General features: G+C 67.3%; 21 protein-coding genes and 1 pseudogene. 7 read left to right on the forward strand and 15 right to left on the reverse strand.

Annotation, left to right across the window (positions count from 1 at the left end; translation table 11 throughout):
- Positions 1–1,013: 1,013 nt before the first annotated feature.
- The gene (locus tag BO39_RS02895) at positions 1,014–2,801 is read left to right on the forward strand and encodes a transglycosylase domain-containing protein (protein WP_052401384.1); all 1,788 of its coding nucleotides are present in this window, start codon (positions 1,014–1,016) and stop codon (positions 2,799–2,801) included.
- 113 nt (positions 2,802–2,914) lie between these two features.
- Here the strand turns inward: BO39_RS02895 and BO39_RS02900 are convergent, their stop codons facing one another.
- From BO39_RS02900 to BO39_RS02910, 3 genes are read right to left on the reverse strand one after another with little or no spacing between them, the layout of a single operon-like run.
- Positions 2,915–5,164, reverse strand: coding sequence for a xanthine dehydrogenase family protein molybdopterin-binding subunit (locus BO39_RS02900; RefSeq protein ID WP_043829957.1), 2,250 nt, complete (start codon positions 5,162–5,164; stop codon positions 2,915–2,917).
- Positions 5,157–6,212 carry an FAD binding domain-containing protein gene (locus BO39_RS02905; protein ID WP_043829959.1) on the reverse strand — a complete coding sequence of 352 codons (1,056 nt, stop codon included), beginning with the start codon at positions 6,210–6,212 and terminating at the stop codon, positions 5,157–5,159. The genes BO39_RS02900 and BO39_RS02905 overlap by 8 nt, the downstream gene beginning before the upstream one ends.
- Positions 6,209–6,706 (reverse strand): (2Fe-2S)-binding protein, encoded by a 498-nt coding sequence (locus tag BO39_RS02910; protein ID WP_043829961.1) that lies wholly within the window; start codon positions 6,704–6,706, stop codon positions 6,209–6,211. The genes BO39_RS02905 and BO39_RS02910 overlap by 4 nt, the downstream gene beginning before the upstream one ends.
- A gap of 164 nt (positions 6,707–6,870) precedes the next feature.
- Here BO39_RS02910 and BO39_RS02915 point away from each other — a divergent pair, with 164 nt between their 5' ends.
- Positions 6,871–7,461, forward strand: a complete 591-nt coding sequence (locus BO39_RS02915; protein ID WP_043829963.1) for a TetR/AcrR family transcriptional regulator — start codon at positions 6,871–6,873, stop codon at positions 7,459–7,461.
- Between the two features lie 336 nt (positions 7,462–7,797).
- Here BO39_RS02915 and BO39_RS02920 read toward each other — a convergent pair whose 3' ends face one another.
- From BO39_RS02920 to BO39_RS02950, 7 genes and pseudogenes are all read right to left on the reverse strand, one after another.
- Positions 7,798–8,886 (reverse strand): acyltransferase family protein, encoded by a 1,089-nt coding sequence (locus tag BO39_RS02920; RefSeq protein ID WP_043829964.1) that lies wholly within the window; start codon positions 8,884–8,886, stop codon positions 7,798–7,800.
- A gap of 37 nt (positions 8,887–8,923) precedes the next feature.
- Complete coding sequence (locus BO39_RS02925) at positions 8,924–10,042, reverse strand: LuxR C-terminal-related transcriptional regulator (protein ID WP_043829965.1); 1,119 nt, start codon at positions 10,040–10,042, stop codon at positions 8,924–8,926.
- 441 nt (positions 10,043–10,483) lie between these two features.
- Positions 10,484–11,239, reverse strand: a complete 756-nt coding sequence (locus BO39_RS02930) for a LysE family translocator (RefSeq protein ID WP_043829966.1) — start codon at positions 11,237–11,239, stop codon at positions 10,484–10,486.
- A 1,001-nt stretch (positions 11,240–12,240) separates the two neighbouring features.
- The gene (locus tag BO39_RS02940; protein ID WP_245614913.1) at positions 12,241–13,002 is read right to left on the reverse strand and encodes an ABC transporter ATP-binding protein; all 762 of its coding nucleotides are present in this window, start codon (positions 13,000–13,002) and stop codon (positions 12,241–12,243) included.
- Positions 12,996–13,756, reverse strand: a pseudogene (locus tag BO39_RS02945) (ABC transporter permease); the annotation flags it as partial. The gene BO39_RS02940 and the pseudogene BO39_RS02945, both read right to left, overlap by 7 nt.
- A 174-nt stretch (positions 13,757–13,930) precedes the next feature.
- Positions 13,931–14,263 carry a hypothetical protein gene (locus BO39_RS32405; RefSeq protein ID WP_156963426.1) on the reverse strand — a complete coding sequence of 111 codons (333 nt, stop codon included), beginning with the start codon at positions 14,261–14,263 and terminating at the stop codon, positions 13,931–13,933.
- A gap of 555 nt (positions 14,264–14,818) precedes the next feature.
- Positions 14,819–15,226, reverse strand: a complete 408-nt coding sequence (locus BO39_RS02950; protein WP_156963428.1) for a DUF6525 family protein — start codon at positions 15,224–15,226, stop codon at positions 14,819–14,821.
- 520 nt (positions 15,227–15,746) lie between these two features.
- Between BO39_RS02950 and BO39_RS02955 the strand changes: the two genes are divergently transcribed.
- Positions 15,747–16,004 (forward strand): DUF3126 family protein, encoded by a 258-nt coding sequence (locus BO39_RS02955; RefSeq protein ID WP_043829971.1) that lies wholly within the window; start codon positions 15,747–15,749, stop codon positions 16,002–16,004.
- 205 nt (positions 16,005–16,209) lie between these two features.
- Positions 16,210–16,605: a response regulator gene (locus BO39_RS02960; RefSeq protein ID WP_043829973.1), complete on the forward strand. Its 396-nt coding sequence runs from the start codon at positions 16,210–16,212 to the stop codon at positions 16,603–16,605.
- 108 nt (positions 16,606–16,713) lie between these two features.
- On the opposite strand, the gene BO39_RS02965 is transcribed toward BO39_RS02960, so the two are convergent.
- From BO39_RS02965 to BO39_RS02980, 4 genes are all read right to left on the reverse strand, one after another.
- A complete protein-coding gene (locus tag BO39_RS02965) occupies positions 16,714–16,899 on the reverse strand; it encodes a hypothetical protein (RefSeq protein WP_043829974.1) in 186 nt (61 codons plus the stop codon).
- 119 nt (positions 16,900–17,018) lie between these two features.
- Positions 17,019–17,240 carry a hypothetical protein gene (locus BO39_RS02970; protein ID WP_043829976.1) on the reverse strand — a complete coding sequence of 74 codons (222 nt, stop codon included), beginning with the start codon at positions 17,238–17,240 and terminating at the stop codon, positions 17,019–17,021.
- Between the two features lie 590 nt (positions 17,241–17,830).
- Positions 17,831–18,139, reverse strand: coding sequence for a glutathione S-transferase family protein (locus tag BO39_RS02975; protein WP_043829978.1), 309 nt, complete (start codon positions 18,137–18,139; stop codon positions 17,831–17,833).
- A 45-nt stretch (positions 18,140–18,184) separates the two neighbouring features.
- Positions 18,185–19,090 (reverse strand): hypothetical protein, encoded by a 906-nt coding sequence (locus BO39_RS02980; RefSeq protein WP_084697805.1) that lies wholly within the window; start codon positions 19,088–19,090, stop codon positions 18,185–18,187.
- A gap of 529 nt (positions 19,091–19,619) precedes the next feature.
- Between BO39_RS02980 and BO39_RS02985 the strand changes: the two genes are divergently transcribed.
- The 3 genes from BO39_RS02985 (at position 19,620) to BO39_RS02995 (ending at position 22,417) form a co-directional block, all read left to right on the forward strand.
- Complete coding sequence (locus tag BO39_RS02985; protein WP_043829980.1) at positions 19,620–20,612, forward strand: aminopeptidase; 993 nt, start codon at positions 19,620–19,622, stop codon at positions 20,610–20,612.
- A 7-nt stretch (positions 20,613–20,619) separates the two neighbouring features.
- Positions 20,620–21,537: an NAD(P)-dependent oxidoreductase gene (locus tag BO39_RS02990; RefSeq protein ID WP_043829982.1), complete on the forward strand. Its 918-nt coding sequence runs from the start codon at positions 20,620–20,622 to the stop codon at positions 21,535–21,537.
- 76 nt (positions 21,538–21,613) lie between these two features.
- Positions 21,614–22,417 (forward strand): IclR family transcriptional regulator, encoded by an 804-nt coding sequence (locus BO39_RS02995; RefSeq protein ID WP_043829985.1) that lies wholly within the window; start codon positions 21,614–21,616, stop codon positions 22,415–22,417.
- A gap of 7 nt (positions 22,418–22,424) precedes the next feature.
- On the opposite strand, the gene BO39_RS03000 is transcribed toward BO39_RS02995, so the two are convergent.
- Entirely contained in the window at positions 22,425–23,210 is a 786-nt protein-coding gene (locus BO39_RS03000) for an SDR family NAD(P)-dependent oxidoreductase (RefSeq protein WP_043829987.1), read from the reverse strand.
- Positions 23,211–23,222 lie beyond the last annotated feature (12 nt).

A 23,222-nucleotide genomic window follows, 5' to 3' on the forward strand; every position in this document is an offset into this window, starting at 1 on the left:
CGGCATGGCTCTCGGAGCCTTCCATCACGAACTGCTGGCCGGGCTCGAAGCCCGAGTGCCAGAGGAAGCGCTGGCCCGCCGCACACGAAGCTCAGTGCGCATTTTCCTCCGAGGCTGCCGGACCAGTTCGACCTGACGACCGCGCCCGGGCCGCGTTGCACGAGTCAGCCTGCAGGCGCAGCGAGCCACAGGAGAATTTTGATTGGCTGACACGGACATACTCCAGGCATCCAAACTCAAGCCGGCGGTTAAGCACACTGACGGCGTCGGCCATCTCAGTCGCCCGTGCTGCGCGCGAAGTGCCGGATAGGGGGCCGAAGAGGATGCCCGGCGCAAAAGGCGGGCCCCCTGGGATAGCTGAGGCCTTTCCCATCATCTTGCCCGCGAGAGGCCACAGCATCGCCTGCTTCCGGATCGATAAGCGTCGGCGGGCACGGCCGCCCATGGCGAGGACAGGATGACGCGCAGGCTCAGGAGTTTCCCCGTGCTCGCCCTCTGCGCCGTTGCGCTCGTGGGCTGCGAGACGAGGACCTATGGCGGCTACGCCCCACCTTATGCGGGCCCGGCCTACCCGCCGGCGTACACCCCCCCTCTTCCTCCACCGGTGCCTTACGCATCCCCGCAGCCTCCCGGTTGGGGGTACGGTGATCCTGCTCATCCAGGCAGCAACCGCCCGGAGCCGCCGACGGTCTTTCAGGACGAGTACGGCCGCCGGGAGGAGGGTTACGTGCCAGGGGCGTCCGGCCGTGAGGAGTTCGGACGCCGCGGGGACGAGGCGCGGGACGGCAGGTGGAACTATCGGCTGGAGGAACCACGGCGAGGCGACGACGGAGCCTACGGGCAGCCGGAGCAGGGCTACAGCCGGCCAGATCTTGGCGCTCCGACCTGGCGCTGATCCCGCCCCCTTGCCCGAGGGGCCCAATGCGGCCGACATCACCCGGGAAGCGACAGATCCACCACGGGCCTGCCATTCTCAAGACCGTGTCCGCCAGGGGGCCAGCACAGGAGTGTCGATGCCAGCGAAGGGCGCCATAGACCGGAGACAGTTCCTCGCGCTTATCGGCCTGGCCGCGGCGGCTCCACGGCCTACCGAGGCGCTGGAACTCGCTGACGTCAACGGGCTGATCACCGAGAACCGACATGACGGCGTGCGCGTCCTTAGCGCGGGGGGCGAGTTCGTCGGCGCGCGCGGGGCCTATTACGGGCCGCCGGTGCCATTCGCTCAGCTGCCGGTCCATCTCGTCAACGCGCTCGTGGCGAGCGAGGATCGCCGGTTCTACGAGCACTGGGGGCTGGATCCGAGGTCAATGGCGCGCGCGGTCTGGTCCACCATTACGGGCCGCACCCAGGGTGGCAGCACGCTGACGCAGCAGACCATCAAGGAGATCTACCTCAGGGAGCACAGCCCGATCATCCGAAAGCTGCTTGAGGAGCCGGTGCTGGCCCCGATCCTTGAACTCAACCTGAGCAAGGAGGACATCCTGTACGTCTACCTGAACAGGGTGTTCTTCGGTGGCAGCGCCTACGGCATCGAGGCCGCTGCCCGGGTGTATTTCAACAAGTACGCGCGCAGTCTCAGCATCCTCGAGTCCGCCATGATGGTCGGGCTGCTTCCAGCTCCCAACCGGTTCAACCCCCATCGGAACTTTCAACTGTCACGCGACCGGGGCATCCGGGTTATCGAGCAGATGGTCGAGGCGGGCTCGCTCAGCCGGACCGCGGCGGACCGTGCCAGGGGGCAGGAGGTCACGGTGACCCCGTCCCGGTCCGCCTGGGGCGGCTTCTATCCCCGCAGCGTCGGGATCGGCTGGTTCGCCCGGTGGGCCGAGAACGAGGCAAACGCCAATTCCGCACCGGCCCAGCGGAGCGGCACGCGGACCGTCACGACCACCTTGGATCTGAGGATCCAGGCTGCGGCGGAACGGCAGCTGGAAGCAGCCCTGCGTCAGCACGCGCGAACGAGGGTGATCGAGGAGGGCGCCGTCGTCGTCATGCGGTATGACGGTGCGGTGCTCGCGCTCGTCGGCGGGCGCGATTACCGGCGGCGCGAGTGGGATCACGTCACCCAGGCCAAGCGCCAGCCAGGCTCCGTGGCCAAGCTGTTCGTGTACCTCGCAGCGCTCGGGAAAGGCGGCACGCTGGATACGAAGGTCAGCGACGCCGCTCTGACGCTGGGCGGACGAGCCGTGAGAAACTATGACGACAAATATCTTGGTGAGATCACGCTCGCTGCCGCGCTGGAGAAGTCTTCCAATACGGCAGCGGTCCGATTAGCACTGCAGAACACCCGCGAGACGAGGGAGCTGATCAAGGTCCTGAATGTGGCGGATGAGGCCGAGGGCGAGGCTGGTGATCTTGCACTCGGAACCTATGAGGCAAGGCTCGTCGACCTCACGGCAGCCTTCGCCTCTGTCGCCAACCGCGGAAGGATGGTCATACCCTATGCCGTGCAGCGGGTTCAGGACCCGGGGGGCGCCGAACTTCTGACACGCGTGCTTCCGGCGCGATCCGAGATCAAGCAGGTCTTGGAGCCCCAGCAGGCTGAGGCCATGCGGCAGATGCTCGCCGGTGTGGTGCAGCGGGGGACCGGACGGGCTGCTGATCCAGGGTTCTGGGCCGCCGGGAAGACGGGAACCACCACAGCCAGCCGGGACGCTTGGTTCATCGGTTTCACCGAGCGTTATGTTGCGGGCGTTTGGCTTGGGAACAGCGACAGCAAGTCCATGCTCGGCGTGTCGGGCGGCGGCTTGCCTGCCCAGATCTGGCGCGCGGTGATGATCGACGCGCATCGAGGCGCGTGATCGGGAAGAGGCCACGCGAACTCGCCCGCGCGCGTGTTGCAGGGGCCGGACTTGTGGTCCGTGCGGGCTGGATCCCTGAGGAGGCAACGCCTGTCCTCCTCAGGAATAGGCAGTTATACCGTCGCGGAACCCTCAATGAGATCCTCGATCGAGATGGGGAAGCGCCGCACTCGCACGCCCGTCGCGTGCCAGACAGCGTTTGCGACCGCGCCTGCCGTGCCGGTAATGCCGATCTCGCCCACACCCTTGATACCAAGGGCGTTCACATAGGGATCTTCCTCCTCGACGAGGATCGCCTCGACCGAGGGAACATCCGCGTTGACCGGCACGCGGTACTCGGCAAGGTCGGCGTTCATCACGCGTCCGGTCCGCCGGTCCAGCAGGGCGTGCTCGTGCAGCGCGAACGAGACGCCCCAGATCATGCCGCCGTAGTATTGGCTTCGCACCAGCCGCGGGTTGATGATCCGTCCGGCAGCGAACGCGCCGACGAGCCGCGTCACCCGAACCTGTCCGAGTTCGGGATCCACCTTCACCTCGGCAAAAACAGCGCCATGGGCGTGCGCCGCGTAGCGCTCCGCGATGGCGGCGTCGGGGACGGAGCTGCCCTGCGCCTCGATCTCAGCCAGACCGGCGCGCGCCAGGATGTCCGCGAAGCGCTCGCCGCGGCTCTCGTCATCCCGGCGCAGCAGGTGGCCGCCCCGTGCAACGACGCCGACATTGCTTGCGCCGAAGAGCGGCGAGCGCGCGTCGGTGGTCGCGAGTTCCGCCAGGCGTGCAACCACCTTCTGTCCGGCGTCGCGGATCGCGCCGCCCGCGGTCGCGGTATGCGCCGATCCGCCAGCGATACCGGCGTCGGGCAGGTCCGAGCGGCCAGAGCAGAATTCTAGCCGCTCGACGTCGAGGCCAAGGCTGTCGGCCGCGATCTGCGCGAAGGCCGTCCAGGCGCCCTGCCCCATGTCATGCGCCCCGGCCTCAACGAGGCCGCTGCCGTCCTGCCGGATTACGGCCCGCGCCGCGCCCTGGAACATGAGCGCGGGGAAGGTCGCGGTCCCGACGCCCCAGCCGACCAGCATCCCACCCTCATCCCGCATCTGCCGCGGGAGCAACGGACGCCCCGCCCAGCCGAATTGCGCCGCCCCCTGCGCGTAGCACTCGCGCAGCGCCTTGGAGGAGAAAGGCTTGCCGGAGACAGGCTCGACCTCCGCGTAGTTCCGCAGGCGGAACTCCAGCGGGTCCATGCCGCAGGCCTGCGCCATCTCGTCCATCGCGCTCTCCAGCGCGATGCTGCCGCTGGCCTCGCCGGGCGCGCGCATGAACCCCGGCGTCCCCGTGTCTAGCCGTACGGCCTCGTAGGTCGTTCGGACTGCTGGGGCGGCGTAGAGCGTATGGCTGACGCCGGCGGCGGGCTCGATGAAGTCGTCGAAGCGGCTTGTCGCCGTGCGGACATGGTGGTGCAGGGCCGTCAGTTCGCCGTCCACCGATGCTCCGAGGCGCAGGACCTGCCTCGTCGGCGCGCGATGCGTAACGGGGCCGTACATCTGCCCGCGCCGTAGCACGAGCTTCACTGGTCGCCCGACGAGCCGCGCCGCCAGAATGCCCAGAACCTGCGGGCTGGTCAGCAGCTTCGACCCGAAGCCACCACCGAGGAAGGGGCTGCGGATGTGGATGCTCTCGGCCGGGATGCCGAAGAGCGCGGCGAGGCGCATCTGCGTCAGCGCGAATCCCTGGGTCGGCATGTCCAGCGAGAGCGTGTCCCCAACCCAGGCTGCGACGACGCCGTGCGGCTCCATCGCGTTGTGGAACTGCGCCGGCGTCTCATAGGTCGTCTCGATCCGCTGCGCTGCCTCGGCCAGCCCCTTCTCGACATCGCCGTGCCGCAGCTCGGCCGGAGCCCCCACGCCGACGACGGGCGGCACGAAGGCCTCGCCCTGGTCGAGCGAGACCTCGACCGGCTCCGCCTCGTAGCACGGCGCGAGCAGGGCGGCGCCCTCTGCGGCAGCCTCGAGCGTCTCCGCGATCACGACCGCAACCGGCTGGCCGGCGTAGCGCACGCGGCCGTCCTGGAGCAGGTCCATCCGGAAGGAGAAGGGTACGGACTTGTCGTCCGGGTCCATCGCCAGGGCTGGCCGGTTGGCCGGCGTCATCACCGCCACCACGCCTGGATGCGCATCGGCCGCCGCCTCGTTCAAGGAGGTCACGCGCCCACGGGCGATGGCGCTGGTCGCGACGACGGCGTGCAGCATGCCCGGCGGATGGTTATCGGCGGCGTAGCGGGCTGCGCCCGTCACCTTCAACGGGCCGTCCCGGCGCGTGATCGGCTGTCCGGCACTGGAGCCGTGCCGCACCTGAAGCACCTCAGTCATGGAGACCTCCGGCAGAGGAAGCGAAGGGAGAGGCCGGCAGGGCCGGCAGCCGCGTCGGCGTACCGGAGGCGGCCAGGCTGAGGGCGCGCACGGCGATGCGTCGCGCCAGCTCGATCTTGAAGCCGTTCTCACCGGAGGGGCGGGCTTCCGCCAGCGCGAGCTCCGCTGCCCGGCGGAACGCGGCGGCGTCAGGGATCGCCCCAGCCAGGGCGATCTCGGCCGCCTCCGCCCGCCAGGGCCGAGCGGCGACGCCGCCCAGCGCCAACCGCGCCTCCACGATCCGCCCTTCCTCAACGTGCAGCCCGGCCGCGGCCGAGACCAGGGCGAAGGCATAGGAAGTCCGCTCGCGCAGCTTCACGTAGCGGGCATGGGCGGCGAAGCGGTCCGCGCCGGGTGGCAGGCGCAGCGCCACGACCAACTCGCCCGGTGCCAGCACGCTTTCGCGTTCCGGCGTCGTGCCGGGGAGAAGGTGGAAGTTCCGCAGCGGCACCTCCCGCGCGCCATCCGACCCTTCGATCTCCACAACCGCGTCAAGCGCGACAAGCGGGACGCAGAAGTCGGAGGGGTGGGTCGCGATGCATGCGTCGCTCCAGCCGAGCACGGCATGCAGCCGGTTCTCGCCGTCCCGCGCGTCACAGCCGCTACCGGGCTCGCGCCGGTTACAGGCGCTGTCGGGGTCCTGGAAATAGGCGCAACGTGTCCGCTGGAGGATATTGCCGCCGACCGTCGCCGCGTTGCGGAGCTGCGCCGAGGCTCCGGCAAGGAGCGCCTCCGCGACGGCGGGGAAGCGCCGGGCAAACCCCGCGTCTCGCGCGAGTGTCGCGTTGCGGACCTGCGCGCCGAGCCGCAGTCCGCCATCCGGCAGGCCCTCGATCGCGTCGAGACCCGGAAGGTGGTTCAGGTCCACGAGGCGCGCCGGTCGCGCGACGCCGATCTTCATCAGATCGATCAGGTTGGTGCCGGCGGCGAGGTATGCGCTGCCCGGCTGCGCGGCGGCTGAAAGGGCCTCGGCGATCGTCCGCGGGCGCACGTAGTCGAAGCGGTTCATGCCGCGTCCTCCTGCCCGGCCGCGCCCATGGCTTGCGTGGCCGCAACCACGGCCTCCGTGATCCCGCGATAGGCGCCGCAGCGGCAAAGATTGCCGCTCATCCCCTCGCGCACGCGCTCCGGGTCCAGGCCGGCCTCTCCCTCGCCGATGAGGCCGACGGCGCTCATGATCTGTCCGGGCGTGCAGAAGCCGCACTGCAGCGCGTCATGCTCGATGAAGGCGGCCTGCACAGGATGGAGCGCGTCGCCCTCCGCCAACCCTTCGATGGTCAGGATCTCCGCCCCGTCATGGCTGATGGCCAGGGCAAGGCAGGCATTCACGCGGCGCCCGTTCAGCAGGATGGTGCAGGCCCCGCACTGCCCGCGGTCGCAACCCTTCTTCGTGCCCGCCAGGTCCAGCCGCTCCCGCAGCAGGTCCAGCAGGGTGACGCGCGGATCGTCCAGCTCGACCGTTCGCGCCGCGCGGTTGATGGTGAAGGTGACCGACATGCTCATGCGGAGCCTCCGAAGAACGCAATTTCAGGCTAAGGTATGCGGCCGGGATCGCCGGAGCCGGGGGCTCCGGCGCGCCGCTGCGGCCACATATGTGGAGGGTCCCTCCACTTGCAAGAAGAAAACGGAGGTATCCTCCGTTTCTGTGGAGAGGGCCCGTCTCGCCGATGACCGACCAGCCAAACAGCCACCAGCGCAGGCCCCGGGCCGATGCCGTCCGGAACCGCGAGCGCGTTCTGGAGGCGGCGAAGGCGGTGTTCAGCGAAGGGGGCACGGAAACAGGCCTGGAGGCCGTGGCCCGGCGCGCGGGCGTGGGCATCGGCACGCTCTACCGCCACTTCCCAACCCGCGAGGCGCTCTATGAGGCGGTATATCGACGGGAGGTGGAGCAGCTTACGGAACTGGCCCGGCAATTCGCCGCGGAGATGCGGCCCTTGGACGGACTGCGCCGCTGGATCGAGGCCCTGGTCGATTTCGTCGCGACGAAGAAGGGCATGGTCTCCGCCCTCGCCCTGGCGGCCCACAAGCCGCCGGAGCTCATGGCCTATACCAGCAGCCAGTTGCACGAGGCGATCGGCACCCTGCTGCGCCCGGCGGCCGATGCCGGAGCTGTGCGGCACGATGTCAGCCCGGAGGATCTGCTGCGAACGGTAATCGGGATTTGCTACATGCAGGATGGGCCAGGCTGGCAGGGACAGGTGATGCGGCTGCTAGACATCTTCCTGGACGGACTACGCCTCGTCAGGAGAGATGACTAGGTTCGCCGCAGCCATCGTTCTTCGGCCTCTGCTCCCAAACTGGGCAGCGCACATGGGCGCCGGTCCAGTCTTCGGGAGCCACAGCAGAGATCACTGAGCCGTGCACGGCACCTACCCTCCGGCGCCTTCTTGAGGAGGCCTGCTCTCAGCATGCTCCGGAGGAGCCCGTTGAGCGCGACTTCAGGCTGGGTCAACAGGCGGTTCCGCTCGCCGTGCTGGGCGCTGAGCAGCAACACTGATGAGCGGCGCCCGGGCGCGGGATGGCGACTCCCTCATCGTCAGGCGTTGAGGCAAACCCGACCGCCTGACCGCAGCAGCAACCCGACAGGGCCGTCGTCATGCATGCCTGACGTAGCGCGCCCTCAGGGATCCTTGCAGATAACCTTGCGCTGGTTGCTCCAAGTAGCGCCACGATAACGTCGCGAGTGCCAAGGCAAGCAGCGCGGTGCACAGAACGGCCAAGGTCCAGGCCCCGAGGACGTTGTAGCTCTCGAACAGCCCGGCCAACCCGTCCCGGACGGGGAGAAGCGTGATGTGGACCAGATAGATCGAATACGAAATCTTCCCCAGGTATGAAAGGGGCCCAGACTGGAGCATGCCGGACAGAATGGATGTCTCGAACGACAGGCCAATCAGCAAAAGGGCACAGATCAGGACGAAGGCCGCATCGAGCATTGTGAACTGGATGAGGATGGCCAAGCAGAAGAGCAAGCCTGCTTGGATGCGGTTGTCGGCCAGGACGGAAGTCCACGCCAGACGCGATCTCACCCGCCAGCAATACATGCCGATCACGAATTCAGTGACGCAGCGCCCCAGCGCCTGGGGACCGCTGATCATGTTCACGGCCCCACTCGCCGGCACGTCGAACAATTGGCCGAACATGATTGCACTGACGACGAGTCCAACGAAGGCCAATCCGCTGGACCATGTGGCCAGAGCGAGGGATCGTCCCAGGATCACCGGCACCAGCAAGGGAAACACGAGGTTGGCGAACCACTCTGCGCTGATGGACCAGCCCGGGCCATTCAGGCTCGAGCCAGGCCAGAGCCAGGTCTGTACCGCGAGGAGGTTTGCAACGAGGGCGCCATAGGAATTATCTGGGTTCAAAAATGTCAGCCAGCCCATCCGGCACAGCACGAAGCACACGACTGTCGTCACCGCATAGAGCGGATAGAGGCGCGCGATCCTGCGTAGCAGGAAGGTCCGGTATCCCTCACGGACGGACAGAGATGCCAGGCGGTCTTCGTAGGTCATCGCAAGGATAAACCCGCTCAGCAGCATGAACATGTCCACGGCCAGGTACATGTGGGGCAGCATGTCGAGCGGGAATGGATAGCTGAAATCGATCGCCGCATAGTGGTCCAGCATCACCAGCGTTGCGGCGATGCCGCGCAACCCGGTCAGGGACCTGATCTCCGGCTTCACTGCCTGAGCACCTTTGCCGTTATCCGAAAGAACCATGTCAGGACCCGAAGCCGGACTTGGCCAGCCCAACCAACTCGGCCTGCCTGTTCGTCCCGGTTTTCTGGAAAATCTTGTCGAGATGGGTCTGAGCAGTGGACCGGGCGATGCCGAGCTCCCGCGCCGCTGAAGCCAGCCCCTTTCCAACGACGATGGCCGATAGCATCCGCGTTTCGGCAGGCGTCAATCCGTACTGCTCCGCCACGTTAGCGATGTCCGTGCCGCTGATAAGCACGAGGCATCGTGCCTGGCTGGAGAAATCGTCGCCCAGTGCGCTCCAGACCCCATCTGACGGGGGCAGCGGGGACAGCATGATTGTCAGGCTCCCCTCGCCGGATGGACGCTGCACCGGCATTTGGCTGCCCTCGGGCAGCCCACCAATTCCAAGCGCGCGCGAGATCGCGGCCTGGAACTGCCCATCCGTCTCGGCGTCACGAATGAAAAGCTTGCCTGACACGCATCCCAGGACACCACCGCCCTTCCGACCGAGCAGGTTCTTGGCAGCCGCATTGGTGAAGATCAGCCGCCGCTCCCGATCGAGCAGCAGCGCGCCACATGGCAGCTTCTCCAGCACCATCGTCGCCTCCCGCCGCGCCTCGGAGGCGGCATGCAGCCGAAAGGTGACGTCCATGGCATGCACCAGATGCCGCGCGAGACGTGACAGCATGGCCCGGCCATCCGACGTCACCTCTCCGGCTCCGTCCGGGCGCACGAGCGTGAGCGGCACATAGAAGGCCTCGGTACGGTGTATGACGACGGTGACCGGACTGCACAGCCCCTGAGGACGGGCCCAGCCATTATAGAACTCCGATTTTCGGAATGCCCTGACCTCAACCACGTCCTCGTTCGCGACCACGAAGCCCGGCTGCATCCGCGGCTCGATCCGAAACAGGGGATTCATTGGCAAATAATGGTCGAAAGTCCGCTCCACGTGTCCGGGATCGAAACCAAAATAGGTCAGCGGCGTCCCCTGCCGGGTTGCAGGCCGTTCGACGGTCAGCCCTCCGGCCACGCAGCCCGTCAACAAAGCAAGCCGGCGCAGGACATGATCCCAACCCACTGAATGCAGCGCGGCCTCATGGATCAAATCCAAGACGGCCAGGAAGTCTTCCTCCTCCATCACCGTGCTCCGTGAACCAGCATCTTCGGACCTAGCTTCCGTCTACCGGCAGACCGATCCAGGATCGCGATGGGTGCTTCCACCATTTGTTGGAGGCCAGCAGGCGATCCTAACTAAGCATCATAGCCAAGCATTATGCCACGACCATTATTTTCACTTCAGGTGCATACCCGATGTCGCCCGGATGGCGTTCCTTTGCAGCGCCCCGAGCCGGGGCGGGCTTCCGTCCTGACTGGCATCCACCCGACATCTCGGCCGTTATTCCCTTCAATCAGGTCTTCCCCCCGCCACACGACACCAGATCGCAACGATGTTCCAGCTGGGCATGGCTTAGGGCACCGGAGCGTCCTGCGTCCGACTTCATTCCGCCGCCCGGTCAATCGCGGAGACATGCGCTGGCAATGAGGGTTGATATAGACAACGGGCGTGCTTGGGGTCGCCCTAATCGGCTTGGAAAGCAGCGAGACGGGATTGGCTTAACAAACCAGACCGGTTGACGCTGTTTACGGCACTCGCTGGTTCCGCCTGGTTGTTCGTCAGGACGGGCCGCAACGTGTTCACGGCCATGGAGGCGAGGAGAGCAGCAACCCCGAAACGAATCGGCCGATGCCAGCTGATAGCGGCAGAACGAACCGGAGGTCGCGCGAGCAGCGACGCCACGAGAAGGAAGAAAACGAGCGCGCTCAACATGATGCACGCAATGGCCCAGGCACCCCTCGCCCCCATCCTGTTTGGGTCGAGGGGGCCCAGGAACTGTGCCGCGAAAAAGGAACCGGTAAGCGGGTTGGTGGCAGCGGTGCAAAAGCCGACGCCAAAAGCCGCAGCTCGGTTGATCGCCGGAATGGCGCAGCCCAGGGCCTGAGCTTTCTCCTGCAATACTGAGTGACGGGCAATGTCGATCGCGACATAGGCCAGTAGCAGCGCTCCGGCGATACGAGCCACCCCTTCAGCGCTCGGGACCGCCGACGCGTAGCGCACGAAGAGGAAGGTCGCCGTCCCGAGGCACCCTGCGCCGAAGGAGGCGCCTATGCAGAGCGGCGCCGCGCCCCTGAGGCCGTGCAAGGCCGCGACCCCGCCGATGGCGAGCATGTTGGGCCCGGGGGTCACGAGGATCATGACATAGCCGGCCAGAAAAGCGGCCAGGGGCCGGAGGAGCGTGGTGTCGGTCGCCGCGCCGCCCAGATCCGGCAGGCTCATCTTGATCCGCCCTTCAGGTCCTGGCGCTAACGTGCGTTGTTCGGGGTCGTGCAGGGGCGTTCGCCCTCAACCACCAGCCCATAGGTATCCCGTTCCGCACTGCCCGTTGCAGCCCCGATCGATCGAGGTTGGACGGAATAGACCGGGACGGAGGTACAGGTGAGAAAATCGGCGAACCCTATGCTGTCGTATTCAGGCAAGCCGGTAACCGCCCCAACAGAAAGCGGCCGTCTCGGTGTTTGCGCCGTGTTCGCACCGGATATGGAGTCGTCCGCCTCCGCCCGATGGGCGCCCACGGTGGAGATGACGAGAAAGGAGCCCAGGCAAATCGCGCGGGCAGTGCTGCAGGCAATCACTGACGCTCTCCCTTTCATTGCCGGGATCTCGGAACCCGACTGTGAAAAGGTGCTCGCCAACCTCTTCTTTGTCCTCATCCAAACAGGGGAGGACCTTTGAAACGATATATGAACCTGCTTCGGGGTTGGCTTGATCCAAAAAACTTGGCGAAATGCCATTGCCGGTCAAGTAGCGGCGCGATGACAGACGGCTTTCGCTGGGCAGTCCTGCCGCCCTGCTGGAATACTTCACCTCAGTGGCGTTCAGCACGCTGTCAAGGCAAGTTACAAGATGCGCCTATCGGTGACGGGCCGGCCCCGGAGCATGTTGCGGACCCGTCCCATTAGTCGTTTGATGTTGGAGTGCGGCAGGACGTCAGCCTTCACCGCTTCGATTGGCCTTACATCTTAGCGGAAACGTTCTCGAGCCTGAAAGCGTAGGGGCAGTCGGCGGGAAGGGCCCGGATGATCGGGCGTCCGATCGGCCAGGCAAGGTCGCCGGAACGGTTCAACAGTCACATCGCAAGCCAGGACGCGGTGCTCGTTGCGCAGACCGCGCCCTGGAGGGTGCAGCGCCCGTCCTGGCCGCTGCACAGCCGGCTGCATCGTTGCCCTGCTGCACAAGCGGACGGTGACGAACGCTCTCAACACCCTCACGGGAGTTTCTCAGGCGGCCTGGCGAAGGCCAAGCGTGTCGAGCACCTCGCGCCGCAGGGCGACAAGGTGCGGGTCGTCCCGGTGGCGGGGAAAGGGCCGCTCCACCGCGATCTCGGTTACTACCCGGGCGGGACGTGGGGAGAACACGAGCACGCGCTCCGCCATCAGCAGCGCCTCCTCCACGTCGTGGGTAACGAGCAGCGTGGTGAAGCCCTCGCGCTGCCATAGCGAGACGAGTTCCTCCTGCATGCGCAACCGGGTCAGGCTATCCAGCTTGCCGAGCGGCTCGTCCAGCAGCAGCAGGCCAGGCCGGTTCACCAGCGCGCGGGCGAGCGCCACGCGCTGCGCCATGCCGCCGGAGAGCTGGTGCGGATAGGCATCGGCGAAGTCGTGCAGCCCCACGAGCCGCAGCGCCTCCTCCACCCGCGCCCCTTCCGCCTTCAACAGCCCGCGCGCCTCCAGGCCGAGGGCCGCGTTCGCGCGTACGCTGCGCCAGGGATAAAGCGTGGGATCCTGGAACATCAGCACGCGGGAGGGGTCGGGGCCCGCAATGTGGACACCATCGGCCTCCAGCGTGCCGCGGCGGGGCGGCTCCAGCCCGGCGACCAGGCGCAGCAGGGTGGACTTGCCGCAGCCGGAAGGGCCGAGCAGCGCGACGGAACCGCCGGGGTGGACGTCGAGATCCACGTCCTCGAGCACCGGCAGGTCCTGCCCCTTGAGGGTGAAGGCGTGATCGATGCCGCGCAGGCGCAGGCCGATCGGATTCACCACCGCACCACTCCCTTCTGCCAGACAAGCTTCCAGTCTCGGACACGGAAGAGCAGCGTGACCAAGCCTGTGCACATCGCCGCCATCACGATCAGCGCCGCGTAGACATTGGCGTAAGCCGCCCAGCCTTGCGACCACTGCATGTAGAAGCCGAGCCGGCCTTCACGCCCATCATCTCCGCGACGACGAGAACCGAGAAGGAGGCGCCGAGGCCCATGAAGAGGCCAACGAAGACGGATGGCAGGGCAGCCGGGACGGCCACCTTGCGGATCAGGAACCAGGGCTTGGCGCCCATGGTGCGCGCCACGTCGTAGAGGCTGCCGGCGACGGAGGCGACGCCGGACCAGGTGAGAACCGCGACCGGAAAGAAGCTCGCCAGCGCGATGAGGAAGGTGCTGGCCTGGCGGCTGGTCGAGAAGGCGAAGAAGGCGATGGGCAACCAGGCGGTGGCCGGCAACGGCCCGATCAGCCGCAGCACCGGATGCGCCCAGTAGCCGACGCGGCGTGACCAACCCATGGCCACCCCCACCACGAAGCCGACCGCCGCCCCCAGCAGGTAGCCGGGAAGGAGCAGCAGAAGCGAGTGCAGCACACTGTCACCGAGCTTGGCATAGTCGTCGGTGAAGACCTCGAGCAGCGCCTGGGGGGCCACGAAGAAGGGACGCGGCAGGATGTCCAGCTTCGCCGTGAGCAGTTCCCAGGCGACGAGGCCGGCGGCGATGGCCACGATCCAGGGCGCGGCCGGACGAAGGCGCTTGCCCTACGCTCTGAGATAAATCCCCTCGACGGTCCGCTGCGCCGGCGTGCTGTCGCCCTGGATGGGCTGCGCGATGACGGACCGGCCGCGCACCAGCGCCCTCGGCGCCTATCCTTCAGTGCCTGTAGAATCCCTCGTGTAATTCGACCTGGGATCGCGGATGCACTCGCGCCGTCAGCGGCCACCGAGAAGCTGGCCGAGGATTTCGGCCAGGGCATCGAGCGCACCACGTCGATGGTCGTCACGTGAGAAGTCATCCCTGCGGCGGTCGTAGTCGCGCCGGCGCTCGTACTCCCAGCAACGCGAGGCCTCCCCACGCCGAGGCTCGGCCCGGCGCCGGTCGTCACCGCGAAAGCGCCCGTAGTCACGGTCGGACCGCCGGTCATAGTGTCTCTCCCGGCGCCCGTTCCCACTCTCGTCCTTCCAGGGATCGGCCAGGCCGGAAGGCACAGGACCGGCCAATACCGCGGCCAGACTACCGGGGAGAAGAACGCTCCATCGGGCCATGACACCTGTTCCCTCTCTCAGGACAGGTCTCTTTCATGACAAACGTAACGGCGGGTGCGGGAAAGGTCACATCGGCACGGGTGGAAAACAGCCTCAGCATTGATCGTCGATGGCCGACGATGCACTCATCACCTTCCGTCTGGCCCTTGCGGTAACCGCCCGTTGCTGGACGGCGGACATCCTCCGGAGGAAACGCGGCTGTCTGAAAGGAGCGGGGTCAGCCGCCCGACCTCACCGAGAACCATCTCGGCGCCCGCCCCTCAACGTCAGGCAAGCCCTGCACCTCGTCCAGGAACGCAAGCTTTGCACTCGGTTCTTCTCGCTGCTTCAACTTTCCACCGGCTACTTTTTCCTGGGCGGCTGGGATTGCGCCTTTCCATTCGCTCCGGCCTGTAAATTCGAGGTCTTCTACGGATGCTGACCTCGAGATGGATTGTTCCCATAAATCGAGCACGCCCATTGCTCACCGGCGCTGCTCTGTCCGGATTCTGGCTTCACAGGCATTGCTGGCAGTTAGGCGCAGGGCTGCGCGTCGGGATCGCTGCGGGCTCGCGCTTACCGCCGGGAGCGCCGACGCGCTGAGTGCTTGGCCTTCGCCTTGGGCTGCGTTTTCGTCTGGGCGACGGAAACAGGCTTGGCCGCTGGGATGCCGTCCGTTCCGACATAGCGCTGCAGCGTCGCGCCGGCAGCGAGGTGCGGATAGGCCTGGGCGCCTTTCGGCCATGTCCTCGCGAAGGCGGCTACTTCCGCGTGATCCTGCCCGCGGATCGTCTGGACAAGGAAGAACGCTGCCTGCGCCGGTCGGAGCCGTTGGCGATGCAGGAGGTGAAGATGCCATTCGCGGGCACGCAGGGGACACCAGTCCACCAAGGCTTCCTGCAAGGCTCGGCGCACCTCGATCGGCAGTTCCTCAAAGGCCCGGTAGGGGTCACCCTTGAGCTTGCTGTAGGGCTTGGCCGCCATGCTGTTATCCATGTCGACCTTCTATCGAATGAGGAACCTCAGACAAGTCGTAGCGTCAGCCACTTGGTGCTGGGCACGTATGCTTCGCGTTCAGCACGGTCGCGGTGTGGCCCGTCCTGCCGAATGATCCCCGCGATCAACGCAAAGCCGTCCCGCGTCCCGTGCAGCGAGCGGCTCTCATTGCGACCAGCGGCGTTGCCGAGAGCCACCGCTTAGCCAGCCTCCAGGCCAGGGTTGCTCCCCTCCCCCGCGGCTCGACCGGGCCCAGCTGCGAAATCGATGGCCTGCGCCGCGATACGGCCGAAATCGGGCTGCCCTTGCGCGAGCGGCCCTGAATGCGCCATGTCCAGCATATGTCACGCCAGCGCGCTCACCCGGCTCGATCCATCGCCAGGCTCCCACAGGGAACGGTGACGCGCGTCAGGTCCTCCCTCCCCTGCCAGCCAGCACCATCGCAAGGTAGGTCATCCCGGCTGGGGAAGCCCGCGATGGCGCCCGTGCCAACAGGAGTTGTTCAAGCGTGACGAAGTCTGAGATCGAGCGTGTGCAGGCCTACCTGCGTCGGCTGCTGGGGACGGAGCGCATCAGCATCATACCCCCGAAGCAGGCGGGGATGAGCGTCGAAGTCGAGGCCGGAGGCGAGGTGATCGGCACCCTCCACCGTGATGCGGAGGACGGCGAAGTGTCCTATGCCGTGCACCTCACGATCCTGGAGGAGGATCTGCCCCCTGCCGCGCCATCCGCGCCGACGCCGCCGACCTCCAAGCGGAGGCGCTGACGGCTTCGCCCGGTCTGGCGTCGCTACGTTCTTCGGCGCGGGATCAGCCCCGCCGAGGCAACGGTGCCAGATCACAGCAAAGGGCTGTGCTGTCGCTGAAGGGTAGGATTTCGGGCCTTTTCGGAGCAGCCGGTTTGATCTGGGCCGAAACGCGCTCCCGATGTAGGTTCCAGACACACGGCTGTTCTCGGCCAGGGAGTTCACCATGACTTCGGAGTTTCAAGGGCGTCGTATCCTCGTGGTGGAGGATGAGCCGCTGATCACCTTCTTGCTGGAAGACGCGCTGATGATCGCCGGCGCGCAGACTGTCGTGCAGGCCGCGAGGGTCGCCGAGGCGCTGTCGGCCATCAAGACGGCCGTGTCCGAGGGCGGGATCGATGCCGCCGTTATCGACTACAGCCTCGCTGATGGCCAGTCGGCCCTTCCCGTCGCCGACCGCCTGGCGGCCCTGGGCGTGCCGTTCGTGTTCGCAACCGGCTATGAGGCATCGGCCGTGAACAAGGGGCAGCATACGGACGCCCCCGTCATCACCAAGCCCTACGGCCCCGCGGAAGTGGTTTCACGCCTCGCCGACATCATGCGCAGGAGTGCGGCAGACTGACGCGACCTCGGGCGGCTCCGACCGGCAAGTGTTCGAAGCCGTCCTTGCCATGTCAGTGCGGTGGCGGCTCTGCGGAACCGCGCCAACCCTGAGCCGGACCGCCAGCTTTCAGGCATCGATATCGCGTCCGCGCGCTTTGGCGAGGAAGAGCAGCCCGAGCCCGAAGGTCAGGCTTACGATCGCGACAGGATACCGGTGGCTAGAGAAGGTGTTTCCGGCCTCCGCGTTCATCGCGCAGATCGTCGCCGGCAGCGGGCCGCCAATCCAGCCGGTGCCTGTCTGATAAGGCGACATGGAGGTGTAGCCTGTGGCTCGGCTGATGACGCCATCAGAGTGACGAGATCCGGCGGCTTGCCCTGGTGGCGCGAGTAACGGCAAGCACCTCCTCTGAACGCCGGCCCGTTGGGTGCTGGTCAAGCAGGTTGGGGATGCGCCGAAGGCTGGGTGGCGCCGGGCGACGCCTTCCTGATCCTTTGCGCCGGCAGCATCCCGGCCGAGAGGCTGATCGCCGGCACCCCATCCTCATGGAGGGCCATCGGCGGGAGAAGTCCCCTCTCCAGCGAGGCGAGGTCCAGCTCCCAGGGCATCAGGCCTGAGCCCACCGCCGCCGTCCGGACGCGAGGCACCTTTCCCATGGACCCGCTCAACGCGCGCGGGTTGCACAGTCGCTCCGGGTGGCGGCACTCCGGCCGCCAGGATGGATCCTATTTACCGGGCTCCTACCTGCGGGTCGTACTCTCCAGGCTTGGCATAACGCGCCAGCGCTTCTAGGACCCGACCATGCTTACGAAACCGCTCCGCCCAACGCACGAGGCCCCCGAAGCCAAGGAAATCCGGATCAGCAGGGAGGGGTCAGGCCGAAACAGTTGGCGTTGGACCATCTGGCAGGGCTCGACCCTCGTTGCCCGCTCCCCGGACGGCTTCCCGGGGGCCGAGGCCGCCTACGAGGCTGGCCGCCGCGTCCTGAACCGCTGACGCGTGAGCCAGGCGGGTGGGCGCATGATGATCGGGTCCGTCCCTCTCGGGGCGAACCGAGCTTATTCGCCCTTCCGAATACAAGGCCCATCCGGCCCCTTCCTGACGCCGAGTGAATGCCAGCCTTAACTGGACGCCTGGCGCATGCGCCCGTCGAGCGCCATAGGCCGTGTCATGACGCTCGACGATGAGGCGTGCCGCTACATCAATCCCTCATGCGTCATCGCCGTCCTCACGGATGGAAGTGCCATCATCCGGTCGCGGAAGGCGACCAGCCTAGCGGGTACGTCGAGGCCGTTCTTCTAAGCCCAGAAAAGCAGTACCCCATCCGCTTCAAGATCACCTCGCCGGCTTTCTTCTTCTCCTCATCGCCCGCACCGGAGAAGAACGGCTTGAATGCTTTGTGGATTTCAGTCGAGATGAAGGCGAGCAGCTCGAGCAGATGGGCGTGGCCCATCGCTCCCGAGGGCTTTAGCGCGCTGTTCTGACGGGCCACCCAGTCGAGGATCGCGACGTTCTCGGTGAGGGTCTCGCCCGTGTCGAGCGTCAGCGCAGGCACGTGCCCCTTGGGGTCGACCGTATTGAAGTCAGCGCCGCTGCTTGATCACTGCCCTGCCTTCGACCGACGTGTCGCCTGCGCCCGCTCCAGAGAAGCCGCCTTGCGACGTTCCTTTCGCAGCACCTCGATCGTCGGCTGCCACCAGCCACGAGCCAAGTCGGCCGGGCTGGGCGGTGTTCGCGCCGGCCAGGCCTCGACAAGCTCGGCATGGTCAGGCCTTCGCCAGGCCGACCAGATCAGCGCAGCCGCTCCGGCAGCGACGGCAGGGTAGAAGCGAGCGGCGGTCGTGGGCTCGACAAGCTCGCCGGTGATTGCCTCGAACACGACGCTCCCCACATGGGTCATTAACACGCGACCAAGGGGCGGCGGCGCATCCTCCGGCACGGGATACCTGTTTCGCCGGCGCTCCGCGGCCTCGGCTCGCCTGTGCTCGTGCTCGGGAGAGGCCTTGCGGCTCTCCTCGCGCTTCCGTCGCTCCTCGGGCTCGGCCAAGCGGGCGGCCGTCTCGATGGCGGGCCAGCGCCTGCGCAACTCCTCGAACGACCGGAATGGCACGCGCCAGGCCTTGAGGGAGGGGTCCCACCGAGCCCACGGCACCTCCCGCAACTCGGCAATGACAGTCCGGGAATACGGCGTCCGGACCACGAAGTCGTCCTCCACCTCCAGGTAGGAGCTCGCAATCGGCTCAAAGACGAAGGCGTCGCGTCCACGCTGGTCGGCATAGGCCAGCACGCCCGACCATTCACGCCCCATCCATGACTTCAGGCGTCGCTCTGCCCGCGTGCCGGGAACGAACCAGGCCGCGAGGTCGTCGCGCCACCGTGCTTTCGGGAAGGCCTCGCGGAAGCGCTCCACGGTCATGCGGTCATACGGGAAGGCGGCCGTCGCCCCGGGTATGCCGTCGCCAACGTCCCGCTGGGTTGCGCTGAACCCTGCCGTCTCGTCAGTCACCTGCCGCTTCCTCCCTGGCAGCCCAGCTTGCCAGCCGTCGCCCGCTGCGGTGAGCGCTCCCTGCGCGAGAGGTGCGCGGCGACGTCCCACCCGATCAGTAGCACGGCCGCCCGCCTCGCAGCGCATGGAGACCCACGCCGCCATCCTCAGAGAGTTGAACAAGCCGCTCGGCATGGAAACCACGGAGCTCGAGGGACCAGCCTGACGAAGCCCTTTCCGAGATCAGGGCAGCGGGAGTCGCCGTACCGATGCCTACTGCTCCCGGGCCTCCCTACGGAGCGCAAGTCCAACGCCGTCCACCGCGCATCTGCCTGCACCCCGCCGCGGCTCGTCAGCCCCCCTCCGGACGACGGATCGAGGCTCAGGAACCGACAGGACCTGACCACACGATGCGTACCGATCCATGGATCAGCAATCTCGCTTGCTCCGGGTGAGACCTCGCTTTACATTTGGAATTACTTTCCGTTCAACGGAAAATTGCTCGGCGCAGCCCCTGCAGAACGTCCCAGAATGCGGAGAACCGGCACGAATGCCCGAACTGGCCGAAATCACGCGGATGCTCCGGACACCGCTGGAGCTGAACGCGAAATCCGGTGACCGCATCCTCATCATCACCGACACCGCCATGGACCCGCTTCTCTGGCAGGGCCTTTCCGCCGCAGCGCGGGAGATGGGGATCGAGCCCGTGGTCACGATCATGAGCCCGCGCGAGACGCACGCAACAGACCCTGTCGCGCCGATCCGCCGCGCCGCCATGGGCGACGACGTGGACCTCTGCATCTATCTCACCAGCACGGCGATGGCGCACGCACCGATCACCGACGCCTTGGTGGATCGGGGACAGCGCTTCATCCTCATGGAGGAGCTGACGCCCGCCATGCTCGCGCCGGACGGGCCGGCTTCCGCAGACTACCACGCCCTCAACGCGCTCGGGCAGAAGCTCGCCGCCATCTTCAGCGCGGGCGAGACCGTTCGCGTGCGCTGCGACAACGGCACCGACCTCACGGCGAGCATCAAGGGCCGCCCCGGCCGCTCGATCGCGGGCCTGCCGTTGCGCCTGCGCCCGGACGGCGGGGGCGGCTGCGCCTTCCCGGACGGTGAAGCTCATGTCTGCCCCGTGGAAGGAACGGGTGAGGGAACGGTCGTCTTCGACCTCACCGCCCATTCGGTCGGCCGGATCCAGGAGCCTCTCCGGCTGACCATTCGCAAGGGCATGGTGACCGCGATCGAGGGCGGGCGCGAGGCGGAGATCTGGAACGACATCCTGCGCCGCCACGACGATCCCAACAACCTGAACGCGCCGGCCGAGGTGGCCATCGGCCTCAACCCGAAGGTGACGCCGACCGGCAGCATGCGCACGGACAAGAAGAAGTACGGCACGTCCCACATCGGTATCGGCGACACGATCGCCCTTGGCGGAACCTGTCACGCCCGCCTCAGGCTGGAAGGTGTCATCAGCGCGCCGGAGATCGAGGTCGACGGGCAGGTGCTCACCCGCGGCGGCCGCATTCTTGTGGACTGACACGACGATGCCAGCGGAGCGGATCGGGTTTGTCGGGTGCGGGCACATGGGCGGCGCCATGTGTGCACGCCTGCTCGACACGGGTTATTCCCTCGTCGTCTACGACCCCGATCCCGCTGCGGTCGCGTCCCTGGTGGCACGCGGCGCGGAGGCGGCGCCGTCGCCGCGGGCGGTTGCTGACCGGGCCGCCATCATCTTCGCCTGCCTGCCCTCCCGCGAAGCCAGCCTCGCGGTCGCGCTGGGCGAGGACGGCGTTGCGCGCGGCGGTGCCGTGCAGGTCTACGTCGAAGCCTCCACCATCGGGCAGCCAACCATCGCGGCCATCGCCCGCGGCCTGGACGGAACGGGCATCGAACTTGCCGACATGCCCGTGAGCGGCGGGCCAACCTGGGCAGCGGAAGGCAATCTCACCACCATCCTCGCGGCATCGGCCACGGCGCAGGCGCGCCTCGCTCCGGTGCTGGCCGACCTCGCGCGCCGCGTCCTTGTGGTAGGTGATGCGCCGGGCCTCGCGCAGGTCGCCAAGCTCGTGAACAACCTCATCTCCTTCGCGGGCATGCTCGCGGCCTGCGAGGCGATCGTCCTGGGGGTCAAGGCGGGGTTGGACGCGGACACGTTGCTGGATGTCGTGAACGCCGGCACCGGGCGCAACTCGGCCACCGCGGACAAGTTCCCGCGCGCCGTGCTGCCGCGCAGCTTCGACTACGGCGGGCCGCTGGCGATCGGGACGAAGGACATCGACCTCTACCGCGAGCTCGGCCGGTCGCTGGGGATGCCAACCTTCGTCGGCGACCACGTCTCGACGCTTTGGAATTACGGTGTCTCGCAGGGCGCGCCCGACCAGGACTATTCGGAGCTCGTCCGCCACTTCGAGGCATGGGCCGGCGTGCAGGTAAAGGGCAGAGCCGCGCCCGAGGGCGCCTGAGAAGCCCTTGAACGGCAGGAGGCTTTCTCCTATCGCATCCGAGGTGGCTTTCTGTGCCTCCAGGGGGCCGGCAAGCATGGAGGATACAGGCGAGGCGAAGTCGGTCGGCACGGTGCTGCGCGTCGTGCGGCTGCTCCGCTTCCTGGCGGAGACGGGTGGCGAGGTCACCGTCACCCAGATCTCAGACCAGCTGCAGCTTCCAGCCAGCACCGTTCACCGCCTGCTGCATCTCCTGATTGCCGAGGGGATCGTGCAGCACGATCCCGCCTCGCGCCGCTACCAGGTTGGTGTGGAGCTGATCCGGATCAGCTCTCTCATCGCGACGGGCTCCAGCCTGAAGGCGATCGCGCGCCCCTTCGTGCAGGCCGTGGTGGACCGCTGCAACGAGGCCTGCCTCTTCGTCGTGCATCTTCCCTCCACCCACCAGGTCAGCGTGCTCGAGGGCATCAACTCGTCCCATCCGCTCCGCTACGAGTTGCAGATCTATGCGGCGCACAGCCTGCTCTGGGGCGCAACGGGCCGCTCGGTCCTCGCCTTCCTGCCGGAGGCGGAGCAGGAGATGGCCATGGCGCTGGGCACGCCGTCTCCGGCGGACGGCCGCCCTGCCCCCCCGCGCGACCAGTTGCGCGCCGATCTCCGCTCCATCCGTGCGCGGGGCTATGCCGTGTCCTGGGGCGAGAAGATCCCCGGGGCGGTGGGGCTCGGGGCCCCGGTGCTCATGAAGGGCGACAAGGTGGTCGGCAGCCTGTGCCTCACGATCCCGCAGATGCGCTTCGAGGCCGCGCAGGAACCCGCACTGACCCACCTCCTCAAGCAGCAGGCCGAGCTGCTGAGCCGCGCGCTGGGCTACAAGGGCAGCTACCCACCGGCCGCGGGCTGACGCCCCTTCAGCCGTCGCGCCGCGCGAAATACGTCGCCGCGTCGGTCGGCGAGCCGATGTGCAAGCCCCCATCCACGACGAGATGCGTGCCGGTGCATCCGGAAGCCGCGTCGGAGCACAGGAAGAGGATCGGCGCCGCCACCTCCTCCGGTGTCAGCCAGCGGCCGAGCGGCACCTTGCGCGGGATCGCCTCGCGCGTCGCCGGATCGATCTTCGCATCCATCTGCGGCGTCATGATGGGTCCCGGAAGCACCGCGTTCACCCGAATGCGGTCGCGCGCCAGCTCGAAGGCGGCGTGACGGGTGAGGCCGAGCACGCCGGACTTGGCCGAGGTGTAGCTGGCCCCGTTGTTCAACGAGATCTGCAGCGCGGCAAGGGAGGAGACCGTCACCACGGCACCTCCCCCGGCCCGCCGCATCGCCGGCGCGACGGCCTGGATGCAGTAGAAAGGCGCGCTCAGGTTGAGGGCGACGATCCGGTCCCAGTCGGCGGCCGGCGTGGCGTCAAGCGTCCGCGGCAGGCCACCGCCGGCGACGTTGACGAGGATGTCGATCCGGCCGAACCGCTCCTCCACCCGCGCGCAGGCCGCGGCGACGGCGGCCGCGTCGGTCACGTCCACCACGGCCGCCATCATGCCGTCGTCCTCGCCGGAGGCCGCCCGCAGGCTTTCCTCGCTCCGGTCGAACAGTGCCACGCGGGCACCGTGCTGGCGGAACAGCAAGGCGGTGGCGCGGCCGATCCCTCCGCCGCCGCCGGTCACGATCGCGACCTTTCCCGTCAGATCCGGCGACATGCCCCCTCCCCC

The organism is Roseomonas aerilata DSM 19363 (assembly GCF_000711725.1).
Lineage (GTDB): Bacteria > Pseudomonadota > Alphaproteobacteria > Acetobacterales > Acetobacteraceae > Roseomonas > Roseomonas aerilata.